Origin of the sequence: Methylobacter arcticus (assembly GCF_050917435.1) — a bacterium.
In the GTDB taxonomy this organism is placed as follows: domain Bacteria; phylum Pseudomonadota; class Gammaproteobacteria; order Methylococcales; family Methylomonadaceae; genus Methylobacter_A; species Methylobacter_A titanis.
This window is the reverse complement of the sequence record NZ_CP159583.1, coordinates 3807820-3829424: the sequence shown is the minus strand read 5'-3', so window position 1 is coordinate 3829424 and position 21605 is coordinate 3807820. Positions and strand designations below refer to the sequence as shown.

General features: G+C 47.3%; 24 protein-coding genes. 10 read left to right on the top strand and 14 right to left on the bottom strand.

Annotation, left to right across the window (positions count from 1 at the left end; genetic code table 11):
* The first annotated feature begins 126 nt into the window (after window positions 1-126).
* Together amrB and amrA are read left to right on the top strand one after the other, a co-directional pair.
* On the top strand, window positions 127-906 hold the full coding sequence (amrB, locus tag ABXJ76_RS18245; RefSeq protein WP_432742683.1) for an AmmeMemoRadiSam system protein B: 780 nt from the start codon (window positions 127-129) through the stop codon (window positions 904-906).
* Window positions 893-1450: an AmmeMemoRadiSam system protein A gene (gene amrA, locus ABXJ76_RS18240; protein WP_432742681.1), complete on the top strand. Its 558-nt coding sequence runs from the start codon at window positions 893-895 to the stop codon at window positions 1448-1450. The genes amrB and amrA overlap by 14 nt, the downstream gene beginning before the upstream one ends.
* Before the next feature lie 42 nt (window positions 1451-1492).
* Here the strand turns inward: amrA and radC are convergent, their stop codons facing one another.
* A complete protein-coding gene (radC, locus tag ABXJ76_RS18235; protein ID WP_432742679.1) occupies window positions 1493-2167 on the bottom strand; it encodes a RadC family protein in 675 nt (224 codons plus the stop codon).
* A gap of 68 nt (window positions 2168-2235) precedes the next feature.
* Here radC and coaBC point away from each other — a divergent pair, with 68 nt between their 5' ends.
* The 7 genes from coaBC to yjgA all read left to right on the top strand — a co-directional run bounded on the left by coaBC (window position 2236) and on the right by yjgA (window position 9067).
* The gene (gene coaBC / locus ABXJ76_RS18230) at window positions 2236-3453 is read left to right on the top strand and encodes a bifunctional phosphopantothenoylcysteine decarboxylase/phosphopantothenate--cysteine ligase CoaBC (RefSeq protein WP_432742677.1); all 1218 of its coding nucleotides are present in this window, start codon (window positions 2236-2238) and stop codon (window positions 3451-3453) included.
* Window positions 3450-3905, top strand: coding sequence for a dUTP diphosphatase (gene dut / locus ABXJ76_RS18225; protein WP_432742675.1), 456 nt, complete (start codon window positions 3450-3452; stop codon window positions 3903-3905). The genes coaBC and dut overlap by 4 nt, the downstream gene beginning before the upstream one ends.
* A gap of 30 nt (window positions 3906-3935) precedes the next feature.
* Window positions 3936-5078, top strand: a complete 1143-nt coding sequence (locus ABXJ76_RS18220) for a hypothetical protein (RefSeq protein ID WP_432742674.1) — start codon at window positions 3936-3938, stop codon at window positions 5076-5078.
* A 186-nt stretch (window positions 5079-5264) separates the two neighbouring features.
* Window positions 5265-5660, top strand: a complete 396-nt coding sequence (locus ABXJ76_RS18215) for a hypothetical protein (protein ID WP_432742673.1) — start codon at window positions 5265-5267, stop codon at window positions 5658-5660.
* A gap of 324 nt (window positions 5661-5984) precedes the next feature.
* On the top strand, window positions 5985-7745 hold the full coding sequence (gene argS, locus ABXJ76_RS18210; protein ID WP_432742671.1) for an arginine--tRNA ligase: 1761 nt from the start codon (window positions 5985-5987) through the stop codon (window positions 7743-7745).
* Window positions 7745-8341 carry an SPOR domain-containing protein gene (locus tag ABXJ76_RS18205; protein WP_432742670.1) on the top strand — a complete coding sequence of 199 codons (597 nt, stop codon included), beginning with the start codon at window positions 7745-7747 and terminating at the stop codon, window positions 8339-8341. The genes argS and ABXJ76_RS18205 overlap by 1 nt, the downstream gene beginning before the upstream one ends.
* A 150-nt stretch (window positions 8342-8491) precedes the next feature.
* Window positions 8492-9067, top strand: coding sequence for a ribosome biogenesis factor YjgA (yjgA, locus tag ABXJ76_RS18200; RefSeq protein WP_432742668.1), 576 nt, complete (start codon window positions 8492-8494; stop codon window positions 9065-9067).
* Between the two features lie 29 nt (window positions 9068-9096).
* Here yjgA and dinB read toward each other — a convergent pair whose 3' ends face one another.
* The 11 genes from dinB to ABXJ76_RS18145 all read right to left on the bottom strand — a co-directional run bounded on the left by dinB (window position 9097) and on the right by ABXJ76_RS18145 (window position 19022).
* Entirely contained in the window at window positions 9097-10182 is a 1086-nt protein-coding gene (gene dinB / locus ABXJ76_RS18195; protein ID WP_432742666.1) for a DNA polymerase IV, read from the bottom strand.
* A 6-nt stretch (window positions 10183-10188) separates the two neighbouring features.
* Complete coding sequence (locus tag ABXJ76_RS18190) at window positions 10189-10503, bottom strand: DUF4389 domain-containing protein (protein WP_432742664.1); 315 nt, start codon at window positions 10501-10503, stop codon at window positions 10189-10191.
* Between the two features lie 5 nt (window positions 10504-10508).
* Window positions 10509-11531 (bottom strand): DUF2333 family protein, encoded by a 1023-nt coding sequence (locus ABXJ76_RS18185; RefSeq protein WP_432742662.1) that lies wholly within the window; start codon window positions 11529-11531, stop codon window positions 10509-10511.
* 122 nt (window positions 11532-11653) lie between these two features.
* Window positions 11654-12562: a tyrosine recombinase XerC gene (gene xerC, locus ABXJ76_RS18180; protein ID WP_432742660.1), complete on the bottom strand. Its 909-nt coding sequence runs from the start codon at window positions 12560-12562 to the stop codon at window positions 11654-11656.
* Between the two features lie 156 nt (window positions 12563-12718).
* Window positions 12719-13459 carry a DUF484 family protein gene (locus ABXJ76_RS18175; protein ID WP_432742658.1) on the bottom strand — a complete coding sequence of 247 codons (741 nt, stop codon included), beginning with the start codon at window positions 13457-13459 and terminating at the stop codon, window positions 12719-12721.
* Window positions 13456-14283, bottom strand: coding sequence for a diaminopimelate epimerase (gene dapF, locus ABXJ76_RS18170; protein WP_432742656.1), 828 nt, complete (start codon window positions 14281-14283; stop codon window positions 13456-13458). Before dapF ends, ABXJ76_RS18175 begins: the two co-directional genes overlap by 4 nt.
* Window positions 14280-15527, bottom strand: a complete 1248-nt coding sequence (lysA, locus tag ABXJ76_RS18165; RefSeq protein WP_432742654.1) for a diaminopimelate decarboxylase — start codon at window positions 15525-15527, stop codon at window positions 14280-14282. Before lysA ends, dapF begins: the two co-directional genes overlap by 4 nt.
* Window positions 15528-15603: 76 nt before the next feature.
* Window positions 15604-15753: an LPS translocon maturation chaperone LptM gene (gene lptM, locus ABXJ76_RS18160; RefSeq protein ID WP_432742652.1), complete on the bottom strand. Its 150-nt coding sequence runs from the start codon at window positions 15751-15753 to the stop codon at window positions 15604-15606.
* 218 nt (window positions 15754-15971) lie between these two features.
* Window positions 15972-17510, bottom strand: coding sequence for a GGDEF domain-containing protein (locus ABXJ76_RS18155; protein ID WP_432742650.1), 1539 nt, complete (start codon window positions 17508-17510; stop codon window positions 15972-15974).
* Between the two features lie 132 nt (window positions 17511-17642).
* The gene (locus ABXJ76_RS18150; protein ID WP_432742648.1) at window positions 17643-18263 is read right to left on the bottom strand and encodes a thiol:disulfide interchange protein DsbA/DsbL; all 621 of its coding nucleotides are present in this window, start codon (window positions 18261-18263) and stop codon (window positions 17643-17645) included.
* Between the two features lie 96 nt (window positions 18264-18359).
* Complete coding sequence (locus ABXJ76_RS18145; RefSeq protein WP_432742646.1) at window positions 18360-19022, bottom strand: c-type cytochrome; 663 nt, start codon at window positions 19020-19022, stop codon at window positions 18360-18362.
* 107 nt (window positions 19023-19129) lie between these two features.
* Here ABXJ76_RS18145 and yihA point away from each other — a divergent pair, with 107 nt between their 5' ends.
* Window positions 19130-19762 (top strand): ribosome biogenesis GTP-binding protein YihA/YsxC, encoded by a 633-nt coding sequence (gene yihA, locus ABXJ76_RS18140; RefSeq protein WP_432742644.1) that lies wholly within the window; start codon window positions 19130-19132, stop codon window positions 19760-19762.
* Here the strand turns inward: yihA and ABXJ76_RS18135 are convergent.
* Both ABXJ76_RS18135 and ABXJ76_RS18130 read right to left on the bottom strand, forming a co-directional pair.
* Window positions 19735-20616, bottom strand: a complete 882-nt coding sequence (locus ABXJ76_RS18135) for an MBL fold metallo-hydrolase (protein WP_432742642.1) — start codon at window positions 20614-20616, stop codon at window positions 19735-19737. The two genes, yihA and ABXJ76_RS18135, sit on opposite strands and share 28 nt — an antisense overlap.
* Window positions 20617-20666: 50 nt before the next feature.
* Window positions 20667-21515, bottom strand: a complete 849-nt coding sequence (locus ABXJ76_RS18130) for an HDOD domain-containing protein (protein WP_432742640.1) — start codon at window positions 21513-21515, stop codon at window positions 20667-20669.
* Window positions 21516-21605 lie beyond the last annotated feature (90 nt).

The window sequence follows — 21605 nt, the reverse complement described above, 5'->3', positions numbered from 1 at the left end:
TTGTTAATCAGTCAATAACACTTAAGTGTTACTATTTTGCGGTCTGAAGCACCGGAACTGCCGCCAGAACTTTCCGGCAATGGCTATCTTAATGCCGTTGTCCGGATTAACTAACAGGACAAGCTAATGAATAGACAGCCCGCCGTAGCAGGTTCTTTTTACCCTGCAAATCCAGAACAGCTCCATCTGATGGTGGATCAGTATTTAAACGATGCCGCAAGCGGTGAAAAGGTTCCAAAAGCCATCATCGTGCCTCATGCCGGCTATATTTATTCCGGTTCGATTGCCGCAAGCGCCTATGCCCGGTTAATAAAAGCCCATAACCGAATAACCCGCGTGGTGCTGATCGGCCCCTCTCATCGCGTCGCTTTTAGAGGCTTGGCAGTCAGCAGAGCGGAAACCTTTACCACGCCTTTGGGTAACGTCCCGGTAGATCAGGAGGCAGTGAAAACCATAGTCCAACTGCCTTTTGTTGAATATCTCGAGCAGGCGCACACCTTTGAACACAGCCTGGAAGTGCATCTGCCTTTTTTACAGGAAGTGCTGGATAACTTTGAAATCGTGCCCATTGTGGCCGGTGACGCCTTGCCGGGACAAGTCAGCCAAGTGCTTGATATGCTGTGGGGCGGCGATGAAACGCTGATTGTGATCAGTTCCGACCTAAGCCATTATCATGATTATGCAAGCGCTCAGCAGATGGATAAAGCCACCAGCCGACTGATAGAAAAGTTGCAATATGAGCATCTCGCCTCCGAATCCGCCTGCGGTAAAGTGCCGGTCAGCGGACTGCTAAAACTGGCACGGGAAAAATCGCTGTCGGTTAAAACCATCGACCTGCGTAATTCCGGCGATACCGCAGGCGATAAAGCCAGCGTGGTAGGCTACGGTGCTTATGTCATTGAATAAGGAAAATCAGCAACGGCTGCTGGATTTGGCGAAAAACTCCATTCGGCAGGGTTCGCAAACCGGTCGACCGATAAAAATCGACTTGACGGACTATCCTAGAGAATTAACAGAGCTGCGCGCTACCTTTGTGACCTTGGAAATAAGCCATCAACTGCGCGGCTGTATCGGCATGCTGGAAGCGGTCAGGCCGCTGGCTGAAGATATTGCCGAAAATGCCTATTCCGCCGCCTTTAAAGACCCGCGATTCCCGCCGGTGGAGGCTGATGAACTGGATAATTTGGACATCCATTTATCGATACTCACGCCTGCTGAACCGGTAACGTTTGATTCCGAACGGGACTTGCTAGCCCAATTGCGGCCCGGCATTGATGGTCTGATTTTAGAAGAAGGTCATCGGCGCGGCACTTTTTTGCCGTCGGTATGGGAGTCATTGCCGGAGCCTGAGCAATTTTTGCGGCATTTAAAACAAAAAGCCGGATTAGCGCCCGACTACTGGTCGAAAAATATCCGCATTTACCGCTACCAGGCCGAAATAATAGGCTGAAAGTAATAATCAGCACCGGCAAATCAGACGATTAGCCCAGTCTCACAGCAAGCCATGTTCCGCAAACGAATACGGTTGCCCGTCACCGATAATAAAATGATCCAGCACCCGGATGTCGAACAAGGCTAATGCCTGCTTAAGTTTCTCCGTTATGTGTTTATCGGCTTGGCTGGGTTCGGAAATACCGGACGGGTGGTTATGGGCAAAGATCACTGCTGCCGCATTGTGGCGCAGCGCCTGCTTGGCGACTTCCCTGGGATAAACGCTGGCGCCGTCTATGGTGCCTCTGAATAATTCATCCAGTTGTATGACCCGGTGCTGATTATCAAGAAATAAACAGGCAAAGACTTCGTAGCTGTAGCCGCGCAGTTGAGCGCTAAGATAAGAGCGGGTGAGTTCTGGGCTGGTTAGCGCATCGCCGCGTTGCAGCGCTTCTTTAAAATGCCGTCTGGCCATTTCCAATACGGCCTGGAGCTGGGCATAAGTGGCATCGCCCAAACCTTTGGCCTCACAAAAACGTTGCTGTTCGGCACCCAATAAGGCTCCCAGTGAGCCAAAATCGGCTAGCAGCTCACGCGCCAAGTCAACCGCCGATTTGCCGGGGGATCCGGTGCGCAGAAAAATAGCCAGCAGTTCTGCATCGGTTAGAGCGGCTGAGCCACGGCGCAGTAATTTTTCTCGGGGCCGATCTTCTGCCGACCAATCCTTAATGGACATCCGTCTTACCTTATAGGGTTGCGATTTAAGCGTAGAAGAATTGCTGTAGACTTGCCATAATACCAGCTTTGTTCACGTTTCAGGACCTTACTATTAACAAGCATATTTTATTGGCTGTCAGCGGCGGCATTGCTGCGTATAAGTCGGCTGAGCTGGTCAGGTTGTTACGCAAGCAAGGTGCAGAGGTGCGCGTGGTGATGACCCATTCCGCCATGCAGTTTGTGAGTCCGCTGACTTTTCAGGCGCTTTCCGGAAATCCCGTGCATAGCGAATTGCTTGATGCGGATGCAGAGCATGCGATGGGGCATATCAGTCTGGCGCGCTGGGCCGATGCGTTGATTATTGCTCCGGCAACGGCCAATACGCTGGCAAAATGCAGTCATGGCTTGGCTGACGATTTATTATCAACGCTGTATCTGGCGGCGACCTGTCCGGTTTACGTGGCCCCGGCCATGAATCAAGCTATGTGGCATAAAACCGTCACTCAGGAAAATATTCATAAACTCAACAGCCACGGCGTTACCGTGATCGGCCCCGAACCAGGCGAGCAGGCTTGCGGTGAAACCGGCTTCGGCAGAATGTCCGAACCTGCGGAAATTTGCCGATGTTTACTGGCTGACCCCGGCATTCGGTGTTTAAGCGGGCTTAAGGTTTTAATCAGTGCCGGACCCACCCGCGAACCTTTAGACCCGGTGCGTTACCTCACCAATCGCAGTTCCGGGAAAATGGGTTATGCGCTGGCCAATGCGGCTTTAAAAGCCGGGGCAAAAGTAACGCTGGTCAGCGGCCCGGTGGCGCTGACAGCACCTGATAATGTCGATCTGGTGAACGTAGAGACTGCGGCGCAAATGTATACGGCGGTTATGTCCAAAGCCGCAGAATATGATATTTACATAGGGGCCGCGGCTGTTGCCGATTACAGCCCGGTCATGTTGGAACGGCAGAAAATAAAAAAACAAAGCGAACAAATCACGCTAACGTTACAAAAGACCCGAGATATTTTGGCGGAAGTGGCACAACTGACTCCTCGTCCGTTCACGGTCGGATTTGCCGCTGAAACCCATGACCTTGAACACTATGCGCAAGATAAATTGGCGAGAAAAAATCTGGATATGATTGCGGCAAACTGGGTAGGGCGTGATATAGGCGGCTTCGATAGCGAACAAAATGCATTGCAGGTTTTTTGGCAACAAGGCCAAAAAAACCTGGCAATGACGACTAAAAACCAATTGGCCGAGCAATTAATCCGCTTGATTTCAGAGAGAATGGAATACAAAATTACATGAAAAAAATACAGCTTAAAATCCTGGATGGCCGCTTAGGCAAAGACATTCCGTTACCGGACTATGCAACAGCGGGTTCAGCAGGGCTGGATTTGCGCGCCTGCCTGGATGAGGCGATCGAGTTAAAGCCGGGTGAAACGCTGTTAATTCCAACCGGTCTGGCCATCCATATTGACGATCACCAATTAGCGGCCGTTTTATTGCCCAGATCAGGTCTGGGACATAAACACGGCATTGTTTTGGGCAATCTGGTCGGGCTGATCGATTCGGACTATCAGGGACAGGTTTTTGTTTCCTGCTGGAACCGAGGCGACACTGCTTTTACCATTAATATAGGCGAGCGCATCGCCCAAATGGTTTTTGTGCCGGTGGTGCAGGTGGAATTCGAACAAGTCGCCGAGTTTGATCAAAGTTTGCGCGGCTCCGGCGGCTTTGGTCATACCGGTCGTCATTAAGCTGTTGTTCTTGAGGATAGAGGCATAAACATGGTACGACTATTTTCTTTATTGTCAGCGTTTGCTGTGTTAATGGTTCTGACTGCCGGTGTGGGCGTTTACTGGATCAGTGCGGCCCAAATCGCCCAAGCAAAGCGGGACTCAGCGACGGCCGTTGCAAAAAGTGTCGCAGTAGGCATTAGCGCACAGGTCAATTTGCTGACCCATACGCTTGAAAAAATGGCGCTGGATCCGGTCGTGTCGGCTGCGGTTATTCGTGCAGAAACAACCGAATTAACCGCAGTGGCCGCAACACTTGAAAAGCATTTGCCCGATGCCCTGAAAGTGCGGCTGTTATTGCCGGGCGTCAGTGAGCTTGATGATAAAAACATCCCTAAAATGGGTTATGCCGATCTGGATATGGTACGGGAAACCGTTATCAACAATCAATTGCCGGCAATACAAGGCGATAACGGGCCTGACAGGCATCTGGCGATAACACGCAGGATTATGCACAATGATCAGGTGGTTGGCGTCATTCTGGCCAGTTTGAACTATGACTTTATTAGTAAAGCTTTACAGGCAGCGGAACTAAAAAATGGGCACCTTGAATTAAGACAGGCTGCACTGGTATTAGGTGCAGCCGGTGAACCGGTCAGTGAAGCATTGAGCGATGACGCGCAAATAAAAGTAGCTAACACCGGCTGGGAATTGCATTACCAGGTTGCCGACAGTGCAAGTTCTACTGGACTGACTTTCATCGTCGGGATGATCGCTGTTCCTGCCTTACTGGCGCTGCTGGCTTTTTTTATGGGATACCGGAAGCTTTCAAGTCTGCTGACACAAGATCTGGGCAGTGTGCTGAAAGCCTATAAAGATATGATGAAGAATAAGTTACAGGGTACTTACCCCGTTAAGTTGACTGAAATGAATGCGGTTGTTTCAACGCTGGTGCAGTTTAAACGGGTTATGGATAATCAGGGCGACGATGTGATCAGTGGCAATAATGCTATTGATTTAGAAATGAGTCGTTTTTTCGATGAGCCTGAGTATTTGGTGACCGCAGGAGTTCAAATCAAAGGCGTTAATTTTAATAAAGCTGTTACGGAAAAAACTCAACCCGCCAAGCTGGAAATAGTTGACCATGCCGTACTCGACTCCTTTGACATGCCTCAGTCGGTAAACAAAAAATAGCGAAGACAGGCATTTTTTTTCTGGCTTACGATAGTCGGGGCGTCGTCGGCAAGAAGCTGACTAAAGGTCTCGCCAGAGCGACCCTATAAAGTTAAAGCGGGGAGCAATCTTCAGTTTCTTGTACAATAGCATTACACTAATAAAATAGTGGTTTATATCCGGTTTCTTAATCCAGGGAAAAAAATAATGAACAAAATAAAAATATTACTCACGCTCTCTTTGTTGTTTGGCTTGTCAAGTTCGGCTGTATTTGCCGATGCGCTGAGTTCTGATAAGGACATTATCGGTAGCTGGTTTTTGGAATATACCAAAAAATCACCTGAAGATGTTGCAAAAAAATCTATGGGCATGACCTGGGTGCTTAATAATAATCAATTGACCCAAAAAGACATTCCGCAAGTTAGAGGCGCTTCTTATGATGCGCCTGCGGTTGATTATATTGTGGAAGATGGCACTTTAAAAGTCAGCATACTGGGCAGAGCGGGTAAGTTTGACGTTTACTCATTAGTGGAAAAAACCGATAAGTCTATGGTACTTAAAGATAATAAGTACGGAACCTATATGTATTTTATCAAAAAGTAAGTTTACCCTTCCTCTCTGATGAGACTTATCCTTTAAGTCTCGTCACGCCGTTGAATTGAGCCGACACGCTTTATCCTAAAAACAACAGTCAGCCCACGAAAATCAAGAAATACACGAAATAAATGAGTATGTTGTGGTGATGTGATCATTCGCGTTTTGGGTGACGACCTATAACTTGTTATCTCTTTGATAATTTTCCTGCTTTTCGTGCCGCCTACGTTTGATTTTCGTGGATCAAATGATTTTTTAGGTTGAATGGATAATCGAATGATTTTAATGGATAATGCACGTCTATTTAGTTGATCTAACCTACGCAGCGAAGCAATGAAAAAAAAGATAGAGGAACTTATCCTGCAAGCCGTTGAAACACTTAAATCAGATGGTGTTCTCCCTCAGGAAATTACCCCGAATATTACTATTGACCGTACCCGTGACGTACAGCACGGCGATTTTGCTTCTAATCTGGCATTAATGCTGGCAAAACCGGCCAATATAAACCCACGCCAGTTGGCGGAAAAACTGATTGCCGCGCTGCCTCAAGATGCCGCAATTACTAAAGTTGAGCTGGCAGGTCCCGGCTTCATCAATTTCTTTATCGATCCCACAGCCCAATATCAGGTCATCCAGAAAATTCACGATCAAGGTCGAGAGTTTGGTTTAAGCCATGTCGGTGCCGGTAAAAAAATTCAAGTCGAATTTGTATCCGCCAATCCTACCGGGCCTTTGCATGTCGGTCATGGGCGTGGCGCTGCCTATGGTTCGGCCGTTGCCGATCTATTGGAGGCAGTCGGTTTTGAGGTGCATCGTGAATATTATGTCAATGATGCCGGTCGGCAGATGGATATACTCGCCACCAGTATCTGGCTCAGATACCTGGAAGAATGCGGCGAAGTGGTGCATTTTCCTTGCAATGGCTATCGAGGCGACTATGTGCGCGAGATTGCCAATGACATTCATAAAAATGCCAATAATGACTATCGTAGACCCTCTGAGCTTGTGTTTGAAGACATACCCCTTGATGCGCCTGTAGGCGGCGATAAAGAAATACATATCGATGCGTTGATCGCCCGCGCTAAAACCTTGCTGGGAAAATCGTTATACCAGGACTTTTTTCAAATAGGTTTGAATAATATTCTCGAAGACATCAAGATTGATTTAAGCGAGTTTGGCGTTGACTATCAAGAGTGGTTTTCAGAGCGGCAATTGATGGACGACGGTGCGGTAGAGCAAGCATTGGAGCGTTTGCGTATTGCCGGGCACCTGTATGAGCAAGATGGCGCGACTTGGTTTGCCTGCGCCAAGTTGGGCGACGAAAAAGACCGGGTGGTGATTCGCGATAATGGGCAGTCCACCTATTTTGCGTCGGATATTGCCTACCACATGAATAAGCTGGACCGTGGTTTCGACCAGATCATCAATATTTGGGGGGCCGATCATCACGGTTATATTCCCCGAGTCAGGGCGGCCCTTCAGGCCTTAGGTGCTGATGAATCCAAGTTAACAGTGCTACTGGTGCAGTTTGCCTCGCTTTGGCGCGGAGAAGAAAAAGTATCCATGTCGACCCGCTCCGGCGAATTTGTGACCTTACGGCAATTACGCAATGAGGTGGGTAAAGATGCGGCGCGCTTCTTTTATGTGATGCGTCGATCGGAACAGCACATGGATTTCGACCTGAAACTGGCGACCTCTAAATCCAACGAAAATCCGGTATTTTATGTGCAGTATGCTTATGCTAGAGTATGTAGCGTATTACGCCAACTGGATGAAAAAAACTGGGATCGGGATTTGCTGTTGGGCATGTCAAACCTAACGCTATTGACCGAAGAGCACGAAACCAATCTTCTGAGTACACTGGCGCGCTATCCTGAAATGCTGGAACGTGCTGCATTGCAATACGAACCACATCAGCTGATTCAATACCTGCGCGAATTGGCCAACGAGTTTCATACTTACTACAACGCGCATCAATTTTTAGTTGATGATGCAAAAATTCGTAATGCAAGACTTAATCTGATTTGCGCAGTAAAACAGATATTGGCAAACGGTTTGGACTTGCTGAATATCAACACACCTGAAGCAATGTAATGGCTAAAGACTACAAACACAGAACGCAGAATAAGAATACTGCGTCCACATCGTACAGAAAAAAACCAGAAAGTCTTAGTCTGTGGCGATGGATGCTGATGACGGCATTGATTATTTCGTTTGTAGTCTTTTTGGTTTATTTGAGTAGCACCGGATCGAAACAAACGTCCCCTTCGCCGGCGTTATCGACAAAGCCTGAGGCAACAAAAGCTGAAGTACCCCAGCAGGAGAAAAATCCTGAGCCGGGACCGATGCTGCCGCAATTTGATTTTTATACTATCCTGCCTGAAAAAGAAGTCATCGTACCGGATTATGAAATTAACACGCGTACCCGAGAAGAACGGGTTGGACAGGCAAAAACCGCTAATTATATTTTGCAAGCCGGCTCGTTTAAGGAATTTAAAGATGCCGATGCCTTAAGAGCCAAGCTGGCTTTAATGGGGATTGAATCGAAAGTTGAGAAAGCAAAAGTCGGTAATACGGTCTGGAATCGGGTCAAAATGGGGCCTTATACTCAGATGGCCAGCGTTAGTACCATTCGAGCCCGATTAAGAGGCAATGGTATTGATGTGCTCGTTATAGAAGTTGGCAATTAATTCACCACAAAGACAACGAGTCTGGGTGCGATATAGGGTGTTACCAATACAACCTGGCTTTCCAATGGAGCAAAAAGTAACAGCGGATTGGACGTAGAGTGCAGGCGTAGTGAGATGGGTTGTTTTTTAATCGCAATGGTTTGATATAAAATGAGTGAAGAATACGAATACGATGATGAGGCCGAAGAATTTTATGCAATCCGGCCGAATAAGACACAAATAAAGAAAGATATGGCCGTTCTTTTTGCGTTAAGCGAAGAAATGTCAGAGCTGCCTGCGGGGCAATTAAAAACGCTTGAGCTTCCTGAGATCATCAATAAAGCGGTTATAGAAGTATCGGGTATGCCGCATAAAGGCGCGAGAAAGCGGCTACTTAAATTCATTACCAGCCAGCTTCATAAGATAGACCTAGAGCCTATTTTAGAGAAACTGTCGCGCATTAAAAATAAAAGCGCTCATGCCGTCCGCGAGCATCATGCGGTAGAGCGTTGGCGAGATCGGCTGATTAGCGAGGGTAATGATGCATTGCTGGCATTGCTTGCCGAGCAACCGCAGGCTGATCGGCAAGTATTAAGGCAATTATCACGTAATGCTCAAAAAGAAGCCGAAGCCGGTAAACCGCCCAAATCTTCCCGTCAATTATATCGTCAACTGAAATTATTATTTCAGGTTGAAGGCGAGTTGGATGATGAATCAGGATTGGAGGATGAGCAGGAGATAGAGTAGGGGCTACCGGCGGTAGCCCTTCCATCAGCCTAGCAATCGCTAAACAAATCCAGTTGCTGGTAATCAGTCTGTCCAGACTTGTCATCCAGTGACGACAGCGTAATTCCCAGCAGTCGGACATTGCGCCTGCCTATCTCGGTGTTTTTTACCAAATCTTCAAGAACGGCACCTATAGTCGTTGCCGCAGTAATGATATGCGGCAATGTCCGGCTGCGGGTGATTTGGACAAAGTCATGATATTTAATCTTTATGGTTAGGGTATGGGCGACCAGCTGTTTTTCGGCGACTTTATTTAAGGCTTTTTCCAGCAGGCTTTGCAGTTGTGCAATGACCTCTTGTTTAAGCTGAATATCCTGTTGAAAAGTCATTTCCACGCCTACCGATTTTCTGCTGCGGCAGTTGTTGACGGGGCGGTGGTCTATGCCTCTGGAAATACTGTAATAATACAGCCCGGCCTTGCCAAAATAATGCTGCAACATTGCCAGCGGCAGTGCCTTTAAGTCCTTGCCGGTGTTGATGCCCAACGCTCGCATTTTTAGCGAAGTCGCCTTGCCTATGCCATGAAATTTGTCGATCGTAAGGCGTCCGACAAAGTCTGCGCCCTGTTCCGGGGTGATGACATAAAGCCCGTCCGGTTTATTGATATCCGAGGCGATTTTAGCGAGAAATTTGTTATAAGAAATGCCGGCCGAAGCGATCAGCTGGGTTTCTTGCTTGATCGCCGCCTTGATGGCTTTGGCGATTAATGTGGCTGAGCCTTGATGCAAGCATGACTGACTGACATCCAGATAGGCTTCGTCTAAAGAAAGGGGCTCAAAAAGGTCGGTATAGTCGGCAAAGATTTTTCGAATGGACATTGACGCTTGTTGATAAGCGTCGAAGCGAGGTTTTACAAAAATAGCCTGCGGACATAAACGATATGCGTGAGCCGAAGGCATCGCAGAATGGATGCCGTATTGCCTTGCTTCATAGCTGCAAGTTGCGACTACGCCCCGAGAGTTTGGAGCGCCGCCGACGATCAGCGGTTTGTTACGGTATTGTGGAAAATCGCGCTGCTCTACTGCCGCAAAAAATGCATCCATATCGATATGAATGATTTTTCGGGTAGCATTCATGCCGTATTATTTTGCGGATTTTTTCGGTTCCGGCAGGTTTAGTTCTGCGGTCATATTCCAGTCGGAGAAAGGAAACGGCAGGATTTCGGTATTGAAGGTCAGAAACAATAAAATATGGTACGTATAAATGGACAGGCTGCGTCCAAAGTTAAGCGTGTTGACGTTGGCTTTGCCGGTTATCAGCGTTGAGGCCACCTGCAAGATAATAACGGCCCAAAGCAACATTCTGACCAGACTGCCGATCGCCGCAAAAATCAGCATAAAGAAAATTCTTTTCCAGCTGGATAGTTGTTTCAAGTTGTAGTTAATTTGTTCGTCCATCGTCATTAGCCTCTGTTCATAATATCGCGTAAATCAAGCGCCGCTGCATTGGCGCGAGCTATATAATTAGCCATCGACAGGGAGTAGTTGGCGAAAATGCCATAGCCGCTACCGTTTAAAATCATCGGGCTTAAAATAGGGGTCAGCGCATTTTCCAGCGCCTTAATCATGATGTCAACGGTACGCATGGCCCGTTTATCTAACAAAATGTCAGCAAAATCATGTTTGATCGCTCTGAGGATATGCAATAACGCCCAGCTTGCACCGCGCGCTTCATAGAAGACATCGTCAATCTCCAGCCATGTCACTTTAGCTATGGGCGTTCCTTTTTCTTCAGCGGCCTGTTGCTCAAGCTTGGTTAGTCCCGGCCCATAGTTACTGGAATCGTTTGCGCTCAATCGGGTAGACAAACCGCCCAAGCGTTTTATCACCACTTCGGTATACTGCCACAAATTGTCGGCTCTGGAATAAAATTGCGCCTTTTTGACTGGACCGCCGTATTTTTGCAGGCGCTCCATGTATTTATGCAGGGCATCAATACCTTTTTGATATTCAGCTTCCGTTGAAGGTAAAGCCCAGGAGTTATGTTCGTAATAAAAGTAGGGTTCAGCCGTCGCCAAGTCTGGATCTTCGGCGGATTGCGACTGGTCTCTGGCAAAGTGATTTCTTAATGCGGTAGTGGCATCGCGCAGCATCACCAACGCGCCATATTCCCAATTGGAAATGTTGTCCAAAAATACGCCTGGAGGCGCGACATCATTAGTAATATAGCCGCCGCTTTTATGCAGCAGAACCTCGGCGATATGGGCCAGGGTGTTGGTGTAAACATAGCCGACAGGCATATTTTCCGTGGTGTGGGTTTCTTCCGCGCGCTTTACCGCTTCGTCTTGTATATTAAATTGTCCGGGTTCACTGCCCCACCAGGCGCCTAACAAGAGCAAGATGGCTACTACGATGAGGATGAAAACACCAAATCCCCAGAGTATTCCTTTCGATTTTAAATCGTTCAGTGCTTCATTTGCCGCCATTTTTGAAATCCCGTAAAGAGGTTTTTTGTAGGGTTGAAAAAATTTTCACCCTATTGCTTTTTATATGAAAAATTAACTGCATAGTAGCAGGTTTTTTAGCGATTTGCTTATGGTACAAGCCGCTATAAGGGTTTTTTTTTGGCTCTTGGATGGGCTTTATCATAAATTTCAGCCAGATGCTGGAAGTCCAAATGGGTGTATATTTGGGTGGTACTGATATTGCTATGGCCGAGCAGTTCCTGGACGGCCCTTAAATCCTGGCTGGATTCAAGTAAATGACTGGCAAAAGAGTGTCTGAGCATGTGCGGATGGATATGTTCGGCAATACCTTTTTTTTTGCACCACTGTTCCAGCCTTAATTCGATGTTGCGTTGGCCGAGCCTAGTTCCGCGCGTTGACACAAATAAAGCGGAATCGATGGTGGGTATTTTTATGGCGCGTTGTTGTAACCAGTTTTCAATAGCGGTAACGGCTTTGCTGCCCACCGGTAATACTCTGGATTTACCGCCCTTACCGATGCGGACAGTCAGGGTGTTATCCGGCAAGTCCAGGTCGGTTACATCAAGCGCCGATAGCTCACTCAATCGCAGGCCGGATGAATAGAATAATTCGAACATGGCCAGGTCGCGGATTTCGAGCAGCGAACTTGCTCCTGCTTCCAATAAACCGGATAACTGATCGACATCCAGTGTTTTGGGCAGCTTTCGATCTTGTTTGGGTGCTTGAATATGTTGGGCAGGATTGGCGCTGGCCTGACCTTTTTTTAACAGGTAGTTATAAAAACTGCGTATCGCAGACAACTCGCGCTGCAGGCTTTTACTGCTCAGGCCTTTCCGGTGCCGACCGGCTATATGGGCACGAATATCGGTATGTTGCAGGTCTGCCCACTGGGCTATGGCTTTGTCTGTGCAATAACGGGATAGATGCTTAATATCCCGCCGATAACTTTTTATAGTGTGTTCCGAAGCACGCACTTCAACGGTAAGCTGGGTGAAAAAGTCAGCCAGTATTAACTCCGCATCAGCGTGCATGATAGGCGATTTCCGAGTAAAAATAGCCCATCAAAAATTTGACCGATGGGGGTAAATAGCATCGATGAAAGCCAGGGGAAATATAAAATTTTGGGCGTTGTTGGTGCTGTTTGTGTCTTTCGTCGACCATACTTTTAGTCGATTCATTGCTGGGAATCAATTGAAGGCCTCGGCTTCTTCGCGCACCTCGGCTACGTCCTGTAGGTTAAGCTTGCGCTCTTGTAACAAGTTGATCAGCCGAGTACCTATGATTTCGCTCATGTGGTTTAAAAACAGATTGCCCATGCTGTAATGAAAGCGGCCGTCCTCTCGGCTGCCGATGGCTAAAATACCTTCCAATTCGGTAAAAGCCAGCGGGATAATCGCGCAAGATTTCACTTCAAATGCTGATTCGCCGAATAAAACCTTTGCTTGAGCCAGAGTCGGGCGACCGCATTTAGGCTGATTTCCGGCCAGTTCGCTGGCAAACGGTTCCAGGTCTTTGCTGTCCGGCTCAATAAACAGATTAGTCATAGTCGCGGAGTCTGGGTGATGTTTGATGATGCGTACCGCAACAAAGTCGACCAGAAAATATTCTGACAGGACGACATCAAGATTAGCCACTGCGTCTTCCAGCGTTGTAGCCTCCAGCAGTGCCAGAGTGAGCTTGTGCATACGGATCAGGGAAGCATCGTTGTCTCTGGCTATTTCAATCAGCGCAGTGAGCTGGTTTTCCATGTCATGATGCCGACTCCTAAACAGTTCCAGCTGCTTTGAAATCAGTGAGACTGCAGTGCCGGAGGGATGAGGGATGCTCAGGTGTTCCAGCAAATTCAAGTGTTGGTGAAAGAACTCGGGATGTTTGCGCAGATAATTTTCAACCTGGGTTGGAGTGAGTTCCGTGATTAATTCATTCATAGCAGTAGGTGTCCTTCAAAAACAGAAATGGCAGGCCCCGTCATTAAAACCGGTTCGCCACGGCCAGGCCAGTTAATGGTTAGCGTTCCGCCGGGTAGCTCAACGCAGACTGTATGATCCAGCAGATTGTGTTCGATGCCGATGACCACGGCAGCACAAGCGCCGCTGCCGCAAGCCAGAGTTTCGGCAGCGCCGCGTTCATACACGCGCAGCTTGATATGTTGGCGGTCTACGACTTGCATAAAGCCGACATTAACCCGTTCCGGGAAAAAAGCATGGCTTTCCAGGGCTTTGCCCAATTCAGCCACCGGTGCGGATTTAACATCGGTAACCTGAATAACCGCATGCGGATTGCCCATCGAAACCGCGCCGAAGGCCTTTTCAGTATCGTTAACCAGCACCGTATAAAAGCGGGATTCTTCTTCCGTCAGCAGCGGGATTTCGGCGGGGGCGTGTCTTGGAACGCCCATATTGACGGTGATCTGGTTGTCGTCATCAAAACGTAGCAACAATTGACCGGAATTGGTATCGACGCGGATTTCATTCTTATCCGACAGCTTTTTATCGCGGACAAAACGGGCGAAGCAGCGCGCACCATTGCCGCATTGGGAGACTTCGCTGCCGTCTGCGTTAAAAATCCGGTATTTGAAATCGGCATTGACGCTTACCGCTTTTTCAACCAGCAGCAGCTGATCAAAGCCAATACCGAAGTGCCGGTCAGACAGCCGTCGGATTTGCTCTGGGGTTAAGGCGATGTGCTGATTGATCGCGTCAATGACCACAAAATCATTACCGAGGCCGTGCATTTTTGTGAAATTGATCATGGCAATAAATGCTCGCCTACCCAAAGCTGGGCAATCGTTTCTCTTTCCCTGATCAGGTGCAGACTGCTGCCATCAACCAGCAGTTCAGCCAGGCGTGGTCTGGAATTATAATTCGAACTCATGGTAAAACCATAGGCGCCGGATGAACGTATCGCCAACAAATCGCCCTGAGCAATTTTAAGCGTACGGTCTTTGCCCAAGAAATCACCGGTTTCACAGACCGGACCGACGATATCCCAGGTTGTTTCTAGCGCATCACTTTGCAGATTTACCGGAATAATAGCCTGCCAGGCGTTATATAAAGCAGGCCGCACCAGATCATTCATCGCCGCATCGACGATAGCGAAGTTTTTATTCGCCGTCGGTTTAAGATATTCAACCTGGGTGACCAGAATGCCGGCATTGCCGACGATAGCGCGGCCCGGTTCCAGTAGAATTTCAATATCGGTTCGGCCCAGTCGTGCCAAAATCGCCTGGATATAGTCGGCAGGTTCAGGCGGCTGTTCATCTTTATAACAAATACCCAAGCCTCCGCCCAGATCCAGATGATGCAGTTTAATCCCTTCGGCCGCAAGCGAGGCAACCAGATCGAGAATCTTATCCAACGCATCCAGAAAAGGCCGGGTTTCGGTCAGTTGTGAGCCGATATGGCAATCAATACCGATCACCTTGATATTGGACATGGCCGCAGCACGGCGATATTCGGTCAAAGCCTGTTCAATGTCTATGCCGAACTTGTTTTCTTTTAAACCGGTAGAGATATAAGGATGAGTTTTGGCATCGACATCCGGGTTTACCCGAAAAGATACCGGCGCGATAACGCCCAATTGCCCGGCCAGCCGGTTAATCCGGTCCAGTTCGCCGCTGACTTCAATGTTAAAACAGCGTATGCCGATTTTTAACGCAGCCAGAATTTCATCTTCGCGTTTGCCGACACCGGAAAACACGATTTTTTCAGGCTCGCCGCCGGCGGCAATCACCCGTTCTAATTCGCCCAGAGAAACAATGTCGAAACCTGAACCTAAGCGGGATAGCAGATTGAGTATCGCAATATTAGAATTGGCTTTGACCGCATAACAGATTAAATGCGCTTGATCGCCAAAAGCTCGGTCGAAAGCCTTCCAGTGCCGCTCCAGCGTGGCGCGTGAATAGATGTAGCATGGGCTGCCGTATTTATAGACGATATCGGAAACAGCAATGTCTTCGGCGAACAGCTCACCGTTTCGGTAATTAAAGTAATCCATAGTTATTCATTTTAGTCATGCATGGCCATCCCTGCCATGCCCCTTTCGGGTAAATGCAAATCTGCTTCCTGGCAGATTAGTCGGGTTTGGGTTCTGGTTTTTGGGCGGGTACCGGCTCTACATGAACCGGTGCCGCTTGATTCGGTAAATAAAGCGGACCGGGCTGTCCGCAGCCGACGATAGCTGAATGTAGCAGCAAAAGGATTACTATTTTATAAGGTTTCATGGCGCGTTATCATAAATCATCGTGGCTAAGCATGAGTGTAATGGCGACCGGTCATTCCTACACTCATAGCAAGAATGGTCAATATAATAAGCCCAATTGCAAGAAAAGGCATTAATTTGCTCAAACCCGAGTCGCTGAATTCCTCGCGGGTTTATCAGTGTGCTGCACTCAATCAATTTGAGTTTGATGCTGCTTGTGGATAATCGGAAGTTAGGTCTTTAAAAAACGCAACACCGATTCCGGCCCTGCTGTTTAGCCTGATAAAGCGCTTGGTCAGCGCGTTCGAATGCGGTTTCATCGGTGTCGTCAGTGATGAACGCTGTGATCCCGCAGGAAACGGTGATGGCAACGGAGGTGCCGCTGGCGTTAAAGCCGGTTTTCTCAATAGTTTGACGTAGTTGGTTGGCCAGTATTAACGCCGATTGGCTGTCGGTGTTGGGTAACAGCATAGTAAATTCTTCGCCGCCAAAACGGGAGATAAAATCAGTTGTGCGGGAATGCTCGGATAATTGTTTGGCGATTAACTGCAACACTTTATCGCCGGCTTTATGACCATAACTGTCGTTGATATTTTTGAAATGATCAATGTCCCAGACGATCAGACTTAAAGGTGAATGGTAACGTTTCCAGCGAGCTAGTTCGGTTTCCAGGCATTCGTTATAGGCATGGCGATTTGGCAGGCCGGTTAAGGTGTCGCGTAATGCCTGGGTATTGGCAATTTTTAGTTTTGATTTGAGATCGCAGGATTCCGCTTCCATATTTTTGATTTTATTCGCTAAATCATCCAGTTGCTGTTGTGTCTTTTGGCGTTGGATAGCTTCTTTTTGGCTGTGGTCCTGAATTTCTTTGGCAATATTGGCTAAGCGACTGTTGATGATTCCCTTTAAAGGCTCCAGTTTGGTAGCGCTGGTCGAGCTTAACTTTAATGCTTCCATCTGTTCAGAAACGGATTGATCGAATTTGCTTCTGTTTTCGGCCGATTCAATGGCAGCCGTACTGGCCCCGATCAGGCTCACATCCAGTGCAGCCAGTTGCTCGGTAATATGAGCGAGAAATTTATCAATGTCTTGCTGTTCGGATTGGTTGTGTTGTTTGATTTTAAGCAACAACTTAAAGGACTTGTCCAGAATGGCTTCAAAAGCCGTTGCAGTTCGATTGGATGCGGCTAGCAACTGTTTTGCGGCTTGAGCCTGTTGATCAAAGATGCTGGGGATTTCGATGCCTTCCAGTAACAGCAATAACTGTCGACTGACAATGTCTATATCAATCTGGTTGACGATGATATTGGTCGGGGAAATGCCGTCGTCAGGCTCGATAATTTCAAGTATGGCGATAAATAATTGATTGGCGGTTTCAAATTTTACGGTCTCAGCTTTATTCTTTAGCTGTTTTAGTGCATTTTGATGTTGCTCGGTTCGATATTGCTGAAGCAGAAAATCAAGTAGCAGTTCTGCTTCTACTGGCTGGTTTTTAGGTGGAGCGTGTCTGATTTGAGTGACGGAATGGGTAAATTTCTCAAGCTCATCTTTAAGTGCAGGGCTGTTTATACCGTTTTTTACTTGATCGCGAATACTCAGCAAATGCGGGTCAAGAAGAGGATCTAGCCCAGTAGTTGCGATAGTCAGGCGTATGATGATTTTACCAAGCAGGTCTTCTGTTTCTTTATAGGCTTGTTCAGATTGTTCCTGCTCATCAAGTAGATTTAAATATTTCTCTTTCCATTTATCCTGTTCGGCTACCTTATTAAAAAAACTCATGATAGACCTTGTCAATGATTAAACTGTGACTATTTTGTGCAAGCGGCGGCCTGCAAGCCGCCGCATCTAGGTAGGGTTTGTTCAAGCTATCAAATAGTGAGCAAGGATGTCATCTGTTGAGATAGGGCGCGATTATTTTGTAGCACTTTCCTGTTTAATCAGTTGATCAACGACTTCAAGCATTTTTTCATGAGAACCGGCAATCGGGCCGTTAGTTTTGTATTTGCCGTTAATGATGACGGCAGGAACGCCGGTTACGTCGTAACGACCGGCCATTGTGGTTGCCTGACGCATTTTGGCGTCGACTAGAAATGAATGGTAAGTATCATGAAATTCATTTTTATTAACGCCATGCGCAACAAAGAATTTAGCCAGCTGATCTTCGGTCTCAAGATTTTGTTTTTTATTTTGGACGGCATCGAAAAAGTCGGCATGAATTTTATCGACTACGCCCAGCGCTTCAGCGGTAAAATAGGCTTTGGCATGCTTGCCCCAAAGGTCGCTAAATACAGCGGGTTGACGGATAAACTCAACATTTTTAGGCAAGCTTTTTACCCATTTTTCCAGTAGCGGTTCAAGGCTGTAGCAATGCGGACAGCCGTACCAAAAGAACTCAATGATTTCAATTTTATCGGGATTATGGGTAGGTTGTGCCGGCGACAGGGTTTCATAACCAACCGATTCGGCTTTTAACAAGGTTGAGCAGGAAAACAACAAGATTAATAAACTGGTTTGGGCGATTTTTTTAAGCATGGCTAAGGTTCTCTATAAGGTTTTGCAGGTCGATTTTGCCCGCGAGGACTAGAGCGTAATCAAACCTGCGGAGTTTTGGTATGCCTTAGATGAGGTTTATTTCATCATCGATATACGATAAGAAACGGCTTTTATTTCCTCATCGGTCATTTTTTTAGCAATCATGTGCATCATGCTTTCCGGATTATTACCGCGAGAACCGGATTTAAAGTCAGTGAGCGCTTTAATTAAATAGTCGGCGTGTTGCGATTTTAGTGCTGGAAATGAGGCCGGTTTGTTACCCTCGCCAAAAGGACCATGGCAGGCTATGCAGGCTGAGACTTCTCTGGGCAGATCACCGTTGCGGTACAGATCGCTGCCTTGAGCAATGAGGGTCTGAATGTCTTTGTTAGCGGTCGGTTTTTCGTCTTCATCGTCAGCGTTTAAAACAGGCAAGGCGTTTTCAGAAATCTTTTGTGCGGCGTAGTATGCGGAAATGTCGGCTATATCTTCATCGGTTAATGCCAGCGCCACCGCAGACATCATCGGGTCATTGCGGCTGCCGTCTTTAAATGCATGCAACTGCTGTTGCAGATAGGATGCGTGTTGCTGTGCAAGCTTGGGAAATGTTGGCATTATGCTGTTGCCGTTGTCCCCGTGACAACTGGTGCAGGTAGTTGTTTTTTGTTTTCCTGCGTTAATATTGCCTTCTGCATGTAAAATACTGGTAACGCTGGTCAACACCAGAGAAATTGAAAGTATCTGCAATTTTTTCTTCATCAAGTTCCCCTTCGGAATGGTTAATCAGTTTTACGTAGAAGTAGGCATTGTGCCTGCCTTTATAGTTTTAAATTTTACTCTAAATAGTAATTCTAAGCGAGACAACGATGAATCCAGTTTATCATCAAGCAAAATTTATTAACAGTTCGCCACATCTCAGTGACACGCCGCAGGATCAGGGCATGGAAGTCGCGTTTGCCGGACGATCTAATGCGGGTAAATCGAGTGCGATTAATACCCTAACCCGGCAAAACGGATTGGCCCGGATCAGTAAAACACCGGGCAGAACCCAGATGCTCAATTTTTTCGAAATTAATGAACGCCAACGGTTTGTCGATTTGCCGGGTTACGGTTATGCCAAAGTGCCTTTAGCGGTGAAGAAACAATGGCATGAGTTGATGGAAACGTATTTAACCAGTCGCAAATCATTATGCGGCATTATTCTGGTGATGGATGTCCGCCATCCGTTAACCGAATTTGACTGGCAGATGATAGAGTGGTGCGAACATACCGGGTTGCCGCTACATATATTGTTAACCAAGGCGGATAAGTTGAATTACGGCGCGGCTAAAAATACCTTGTTGCAGATACAAAAGGAGCTAAGGGATGCGAATTTCCCTTTGACGATACAGCTGTTTTCGTCGTTGAAAAAAACCGGTGTTGATGAGGTGCATGCGGCTCTTGATCAATTGTTTACCCCGGTTGAGCCGGATCAGAGTGAAATGTCGACACCTTCCTGAGCGAGCAATAATTCGCAGCGGCTTTTTGGGTTGTTTTGCAATAAGCTTTGATAAATGACCTCAAGGCTTGCATCGTTACGGGTAGGCTCATGGTGGGTGAAAAACAGTTTTTTTGCGTTTGCGGCAATAGCCAGTTTTATCCCTGAATCATAAGTGCCATGCCCCCAACCTTGTTTGGAGGCATATTCCTCGTTGGTATAGGATGAGTCGACAATCAACGCATCGACATCTTTCATGGCCAGGACCACTTCGTCCCATTTTTCATCGACAAAGGACTGGAATTCGGCATATTCATCATCTTCCGGATTATAGATGTTGAGCTGCGGCTCGTAATCGCCGGTAAAAAAAAGCGACTGCCCGTCACAATCGATTCGGTAGCCGAAATTGAGTACCGGGTGACTGAGTATAATGGGGGTGATAGTGGCGCTGCCAACCTTGACCGGTACACCCGGCTTGACTGTAGCGTATTCAATTCGTGCATTTAACTGTGCTTCCCGTATCGGAAAGAAACTGTATTGCAACTGTACGGAAAGTGCCCTGTTGATGGTTTCATTGGTTATCGGGTCAATTCCGCCGTAAATGGTAATCTGGTTGTTCGGGATAAAAATGGGGATAAAAAAGGGTAGGCCCTGTATGTGATCCCAATGGGTGTGGGTAATGAAGATATGCGCCTTAATCGGCATTTCTTTCAGCAGATTTTGTGCTAAAGCGTGGATGCCGGTACCGGCATCGAGAATGATCAAATCATGGTCATCGGTTCTGATTTCTATGCAGGTGGTATTGCCGCCATATTTAACCGTAGTGGGTCCCGGTGTGGGTATGGATCCTCTAACGCCCCAGAATTTAAATTTCATTGTTTGCCCTTCGACTGCGTGGATGTAGATGTAGGAGCACAAGCAGAACACTACACATGAATAAATGATTGTGCTTCTGTTTTGACGGCTGCTAAGTCCCCTAATGCCTCGCACATGGCGGAGAGCGACAAGCCAAAACGGGTGCTAATGGCTTCGGGAAAGTCTTCTGTCAGCGGGTTTCCGCCATCGCCGAACTGCATCTGTTTGCTGATTTGATTGGCGGCAAAAACGCAGTCCCTTAAGACATTTTGGCTGGGGTCGAGATTATGATGATGAGCGATGGCATCAATGAGCTCATCAGACAACTCCCATTTCTCGGCCAGCATTTTACCGGCCTGTGAATGACTCAAACCGATAAATTCGAGTTCGGTCTGATGCAGGGGCAGTTGTTGATCCTTGCTCTTTTCCAAGGCGAGTTTAAATTCATCAGGCATAAACTCGGCGAAGACCACTTTTCCAAAGTCATGCAGTAACCCGGCAACAAAACAATCGCCACATTGTGTTGAAGATAGACCTAGGCGTTCAGCAAGCAGCTTACTGATTGCGGCGGTGGTTAAAGAATGCAGCAAGAAATCGGAGGTATTGAAATTGGCCTTGTTGGTGGCCTTCAGCATGCCCATTGCGGCAACACCTAACGCTATGTTCTTTATGGTGTTCATGCCGATATGGACGACGGCTCGTTGCACCGAGGTGATTTTTTGCGGCAAGCCGTAGAAAGATGAATTAATCGCCTTGAGGACTTTAACGGTCATGACCGGATCGCATTCTATAACGCGGACAATATCTTTTGCCGAAGCGTTGATGTCTGACGTTAATTGCATCACCTGTTGGACGCTTTTAGGAAAAGCGGGCATTTTTTCAACGAGAGTGATAAGTTTTTCGTTTTTTGAGTTTAGCATTGTGTGTCGTTAAGCAATAATCAACAAAAAAAATAGAGTATTTGTAGAGGCGACCGGCCTGGTCTGCCCCTTGCGCAAAGGCATGAGTTA

Excerpts from the sequence above, each read along its gene's own strand:
- ABXJ76_RS18205 (WP_432742670.1), top strand. The coding sequence starts at position 7,745 with ATGGCTAAAGACTACAAACACAGAACGCAGAATAAGAATACTGCGTCC.
- yjgA (WP_432742668.1), top strand. The coding sequence starts at position 8,492 with ATGAGTGAAGAATACGAATACGATGATGAGGCCGAAGAATTTTATGCA.
- ABXJ76_RS18220 (WP_432742674.1), top strand. The coding sequence starts at position 3,936 with ATGGTACGACTATTTTCTTTATTGTCAGCGTTTGCTGTGTTAATGGTT.
- dut (WP_432742675.1), top strand. The coding sequence starts at position 3,450 with ATGAAAAAAATACAGCTTAAAATCCTGGATGGCCGCTTAGGCAAAGAC.
- ABXJ76_RS18175 (WP_432742658.1), bottom strand. The coding sequence starts at position 13,459 with ATGAATGAATTAATCACGGAACTCACTCCAACCCAGGTTGAAAATTAT.
- ABXJ76_RS18155 (WP_432742650.1), bottom strand. The coding sequence starts at position 17,510 with ATGAGTTTTTTTAATAAGGTAGCCGAACAGGATAAATGGAAAGAGAAA.
- ABXJ76_RS18130 (WP_432742640.1), bottom strand. The coding sequence starts at position 21,515 with ATGCTAAACTCAAAAAACGAAAAACTTATCACTCTCGTTGAAAAAATG.
- xerC (WP_432742660.1), bottom strand. The coding sequence starts at position 12,562 with ATGCACGCTGATGCGGAGTTAATACTGGCTGACTTTTTCACCCAGCTT.
- ABXJ76_RS18190 (WP_432742664.1), bottom strand. The coding sequence starts at position 10,503 with ATGGACGAACAAATTAACTACAACTTGAAACAACTATCCAGCTGGAAA.
- lptM (WP_432742652.1), bottom strand. The coding sequence starts at position 15,753 with ATGAAACCTTATAAAATAGTAATCCTTTTGCTGCTACATTCAGCTATC.
- dinB (WP_432742666.1), bottom strand. The coding sequence starts at position 10,182 with ATGAATGCTACCCGAAAAATCATTCATATCGATATGGATGCATTTTTT.
- ABXJ76_RS18145 (WP_432742646.1), bottom strand. The coding sequence starts at position 19,022 with ATGAAGAAAAAATTGCAGATACTTTCAATTTCTCTGGTGTTGACCAGC.
- amrA (WP_432742681.1), top strand. The coding sequence starts at position 893 with ATGTCATTGAATAAGGAAAATCAGCAACGGCTGCTGGATTTGGCGAAA.
- argS (WP_432742671.1), top strand. The coding sequence starts at position 5,985 with ATGAAAAAAAAGATAGAGGAACTTATCCTGCAAGCCGTTGAAACACTT.
- dapF (WP_432742656.1), bottom strand. The coding sequence starts at position 14,283 with ATGATCAATTTCACAAAAATGCACGGCCTCGGTAATGATTTTGTGGTC.
- yihA (WP_432742644.1), top strand. The coding sequence starts at position 19,130 with ATGAATCCAGTTTATCATCAAGCAAAATTTATTAACAGTTCGCCACAT.
- ABXJ76_RS18135 (WP_432742642.1), bottom strand. The coding sequence starts at position 20,616 with ATGAAATTTAAATTCTGGGGCGTTAGAGGATCCATACCCACACCGGGA.
- radC (WP_432742679.1), bottom strand. The coding sequence starts at position 2,167 with ATGTCCATTAAGGATTGGTCGGCAGAAGATCGGCCCCGAGAAAAATTA.
- lysA (WP_432742654.1), bottom strand. The coding sequence starts at position 15,527 with ATGGATTACTTTAATTACCGAAACGGTGAGCTGTTCGCCGAAGACATT.
- ABXJ76_RS18150 (WP_432742648.1), bottom strand. The coding sequence starts at position 18,263 with ATGCTTAAAAAAATCGCCCAAACCAGTTTATTAATCTTGTTGTTTTCC.
- amrB (WP_432742683.1), top strand. The coding sequence starts at position 127 with ATGAATAGACAGCCCGCCGTAGCAGGTTCTTTTTACCCTGCAAATCCA.
- ABXJ76_RS18185 (WP_432742662.1), bottom strand. The coding sequence starts at position 11,531 with ATGGCGGCAAATGAAGCACTGAACGATTTAAAATCGAAAGGAATACTC.
- ABXJ76_RS18215 (WP_432742673.1), top strand. The coding sequence starts at position 5,265 with ATGAACAAAATAAAAATATTACTCACGCTCTCTTTGTTGTTTGGCTTG.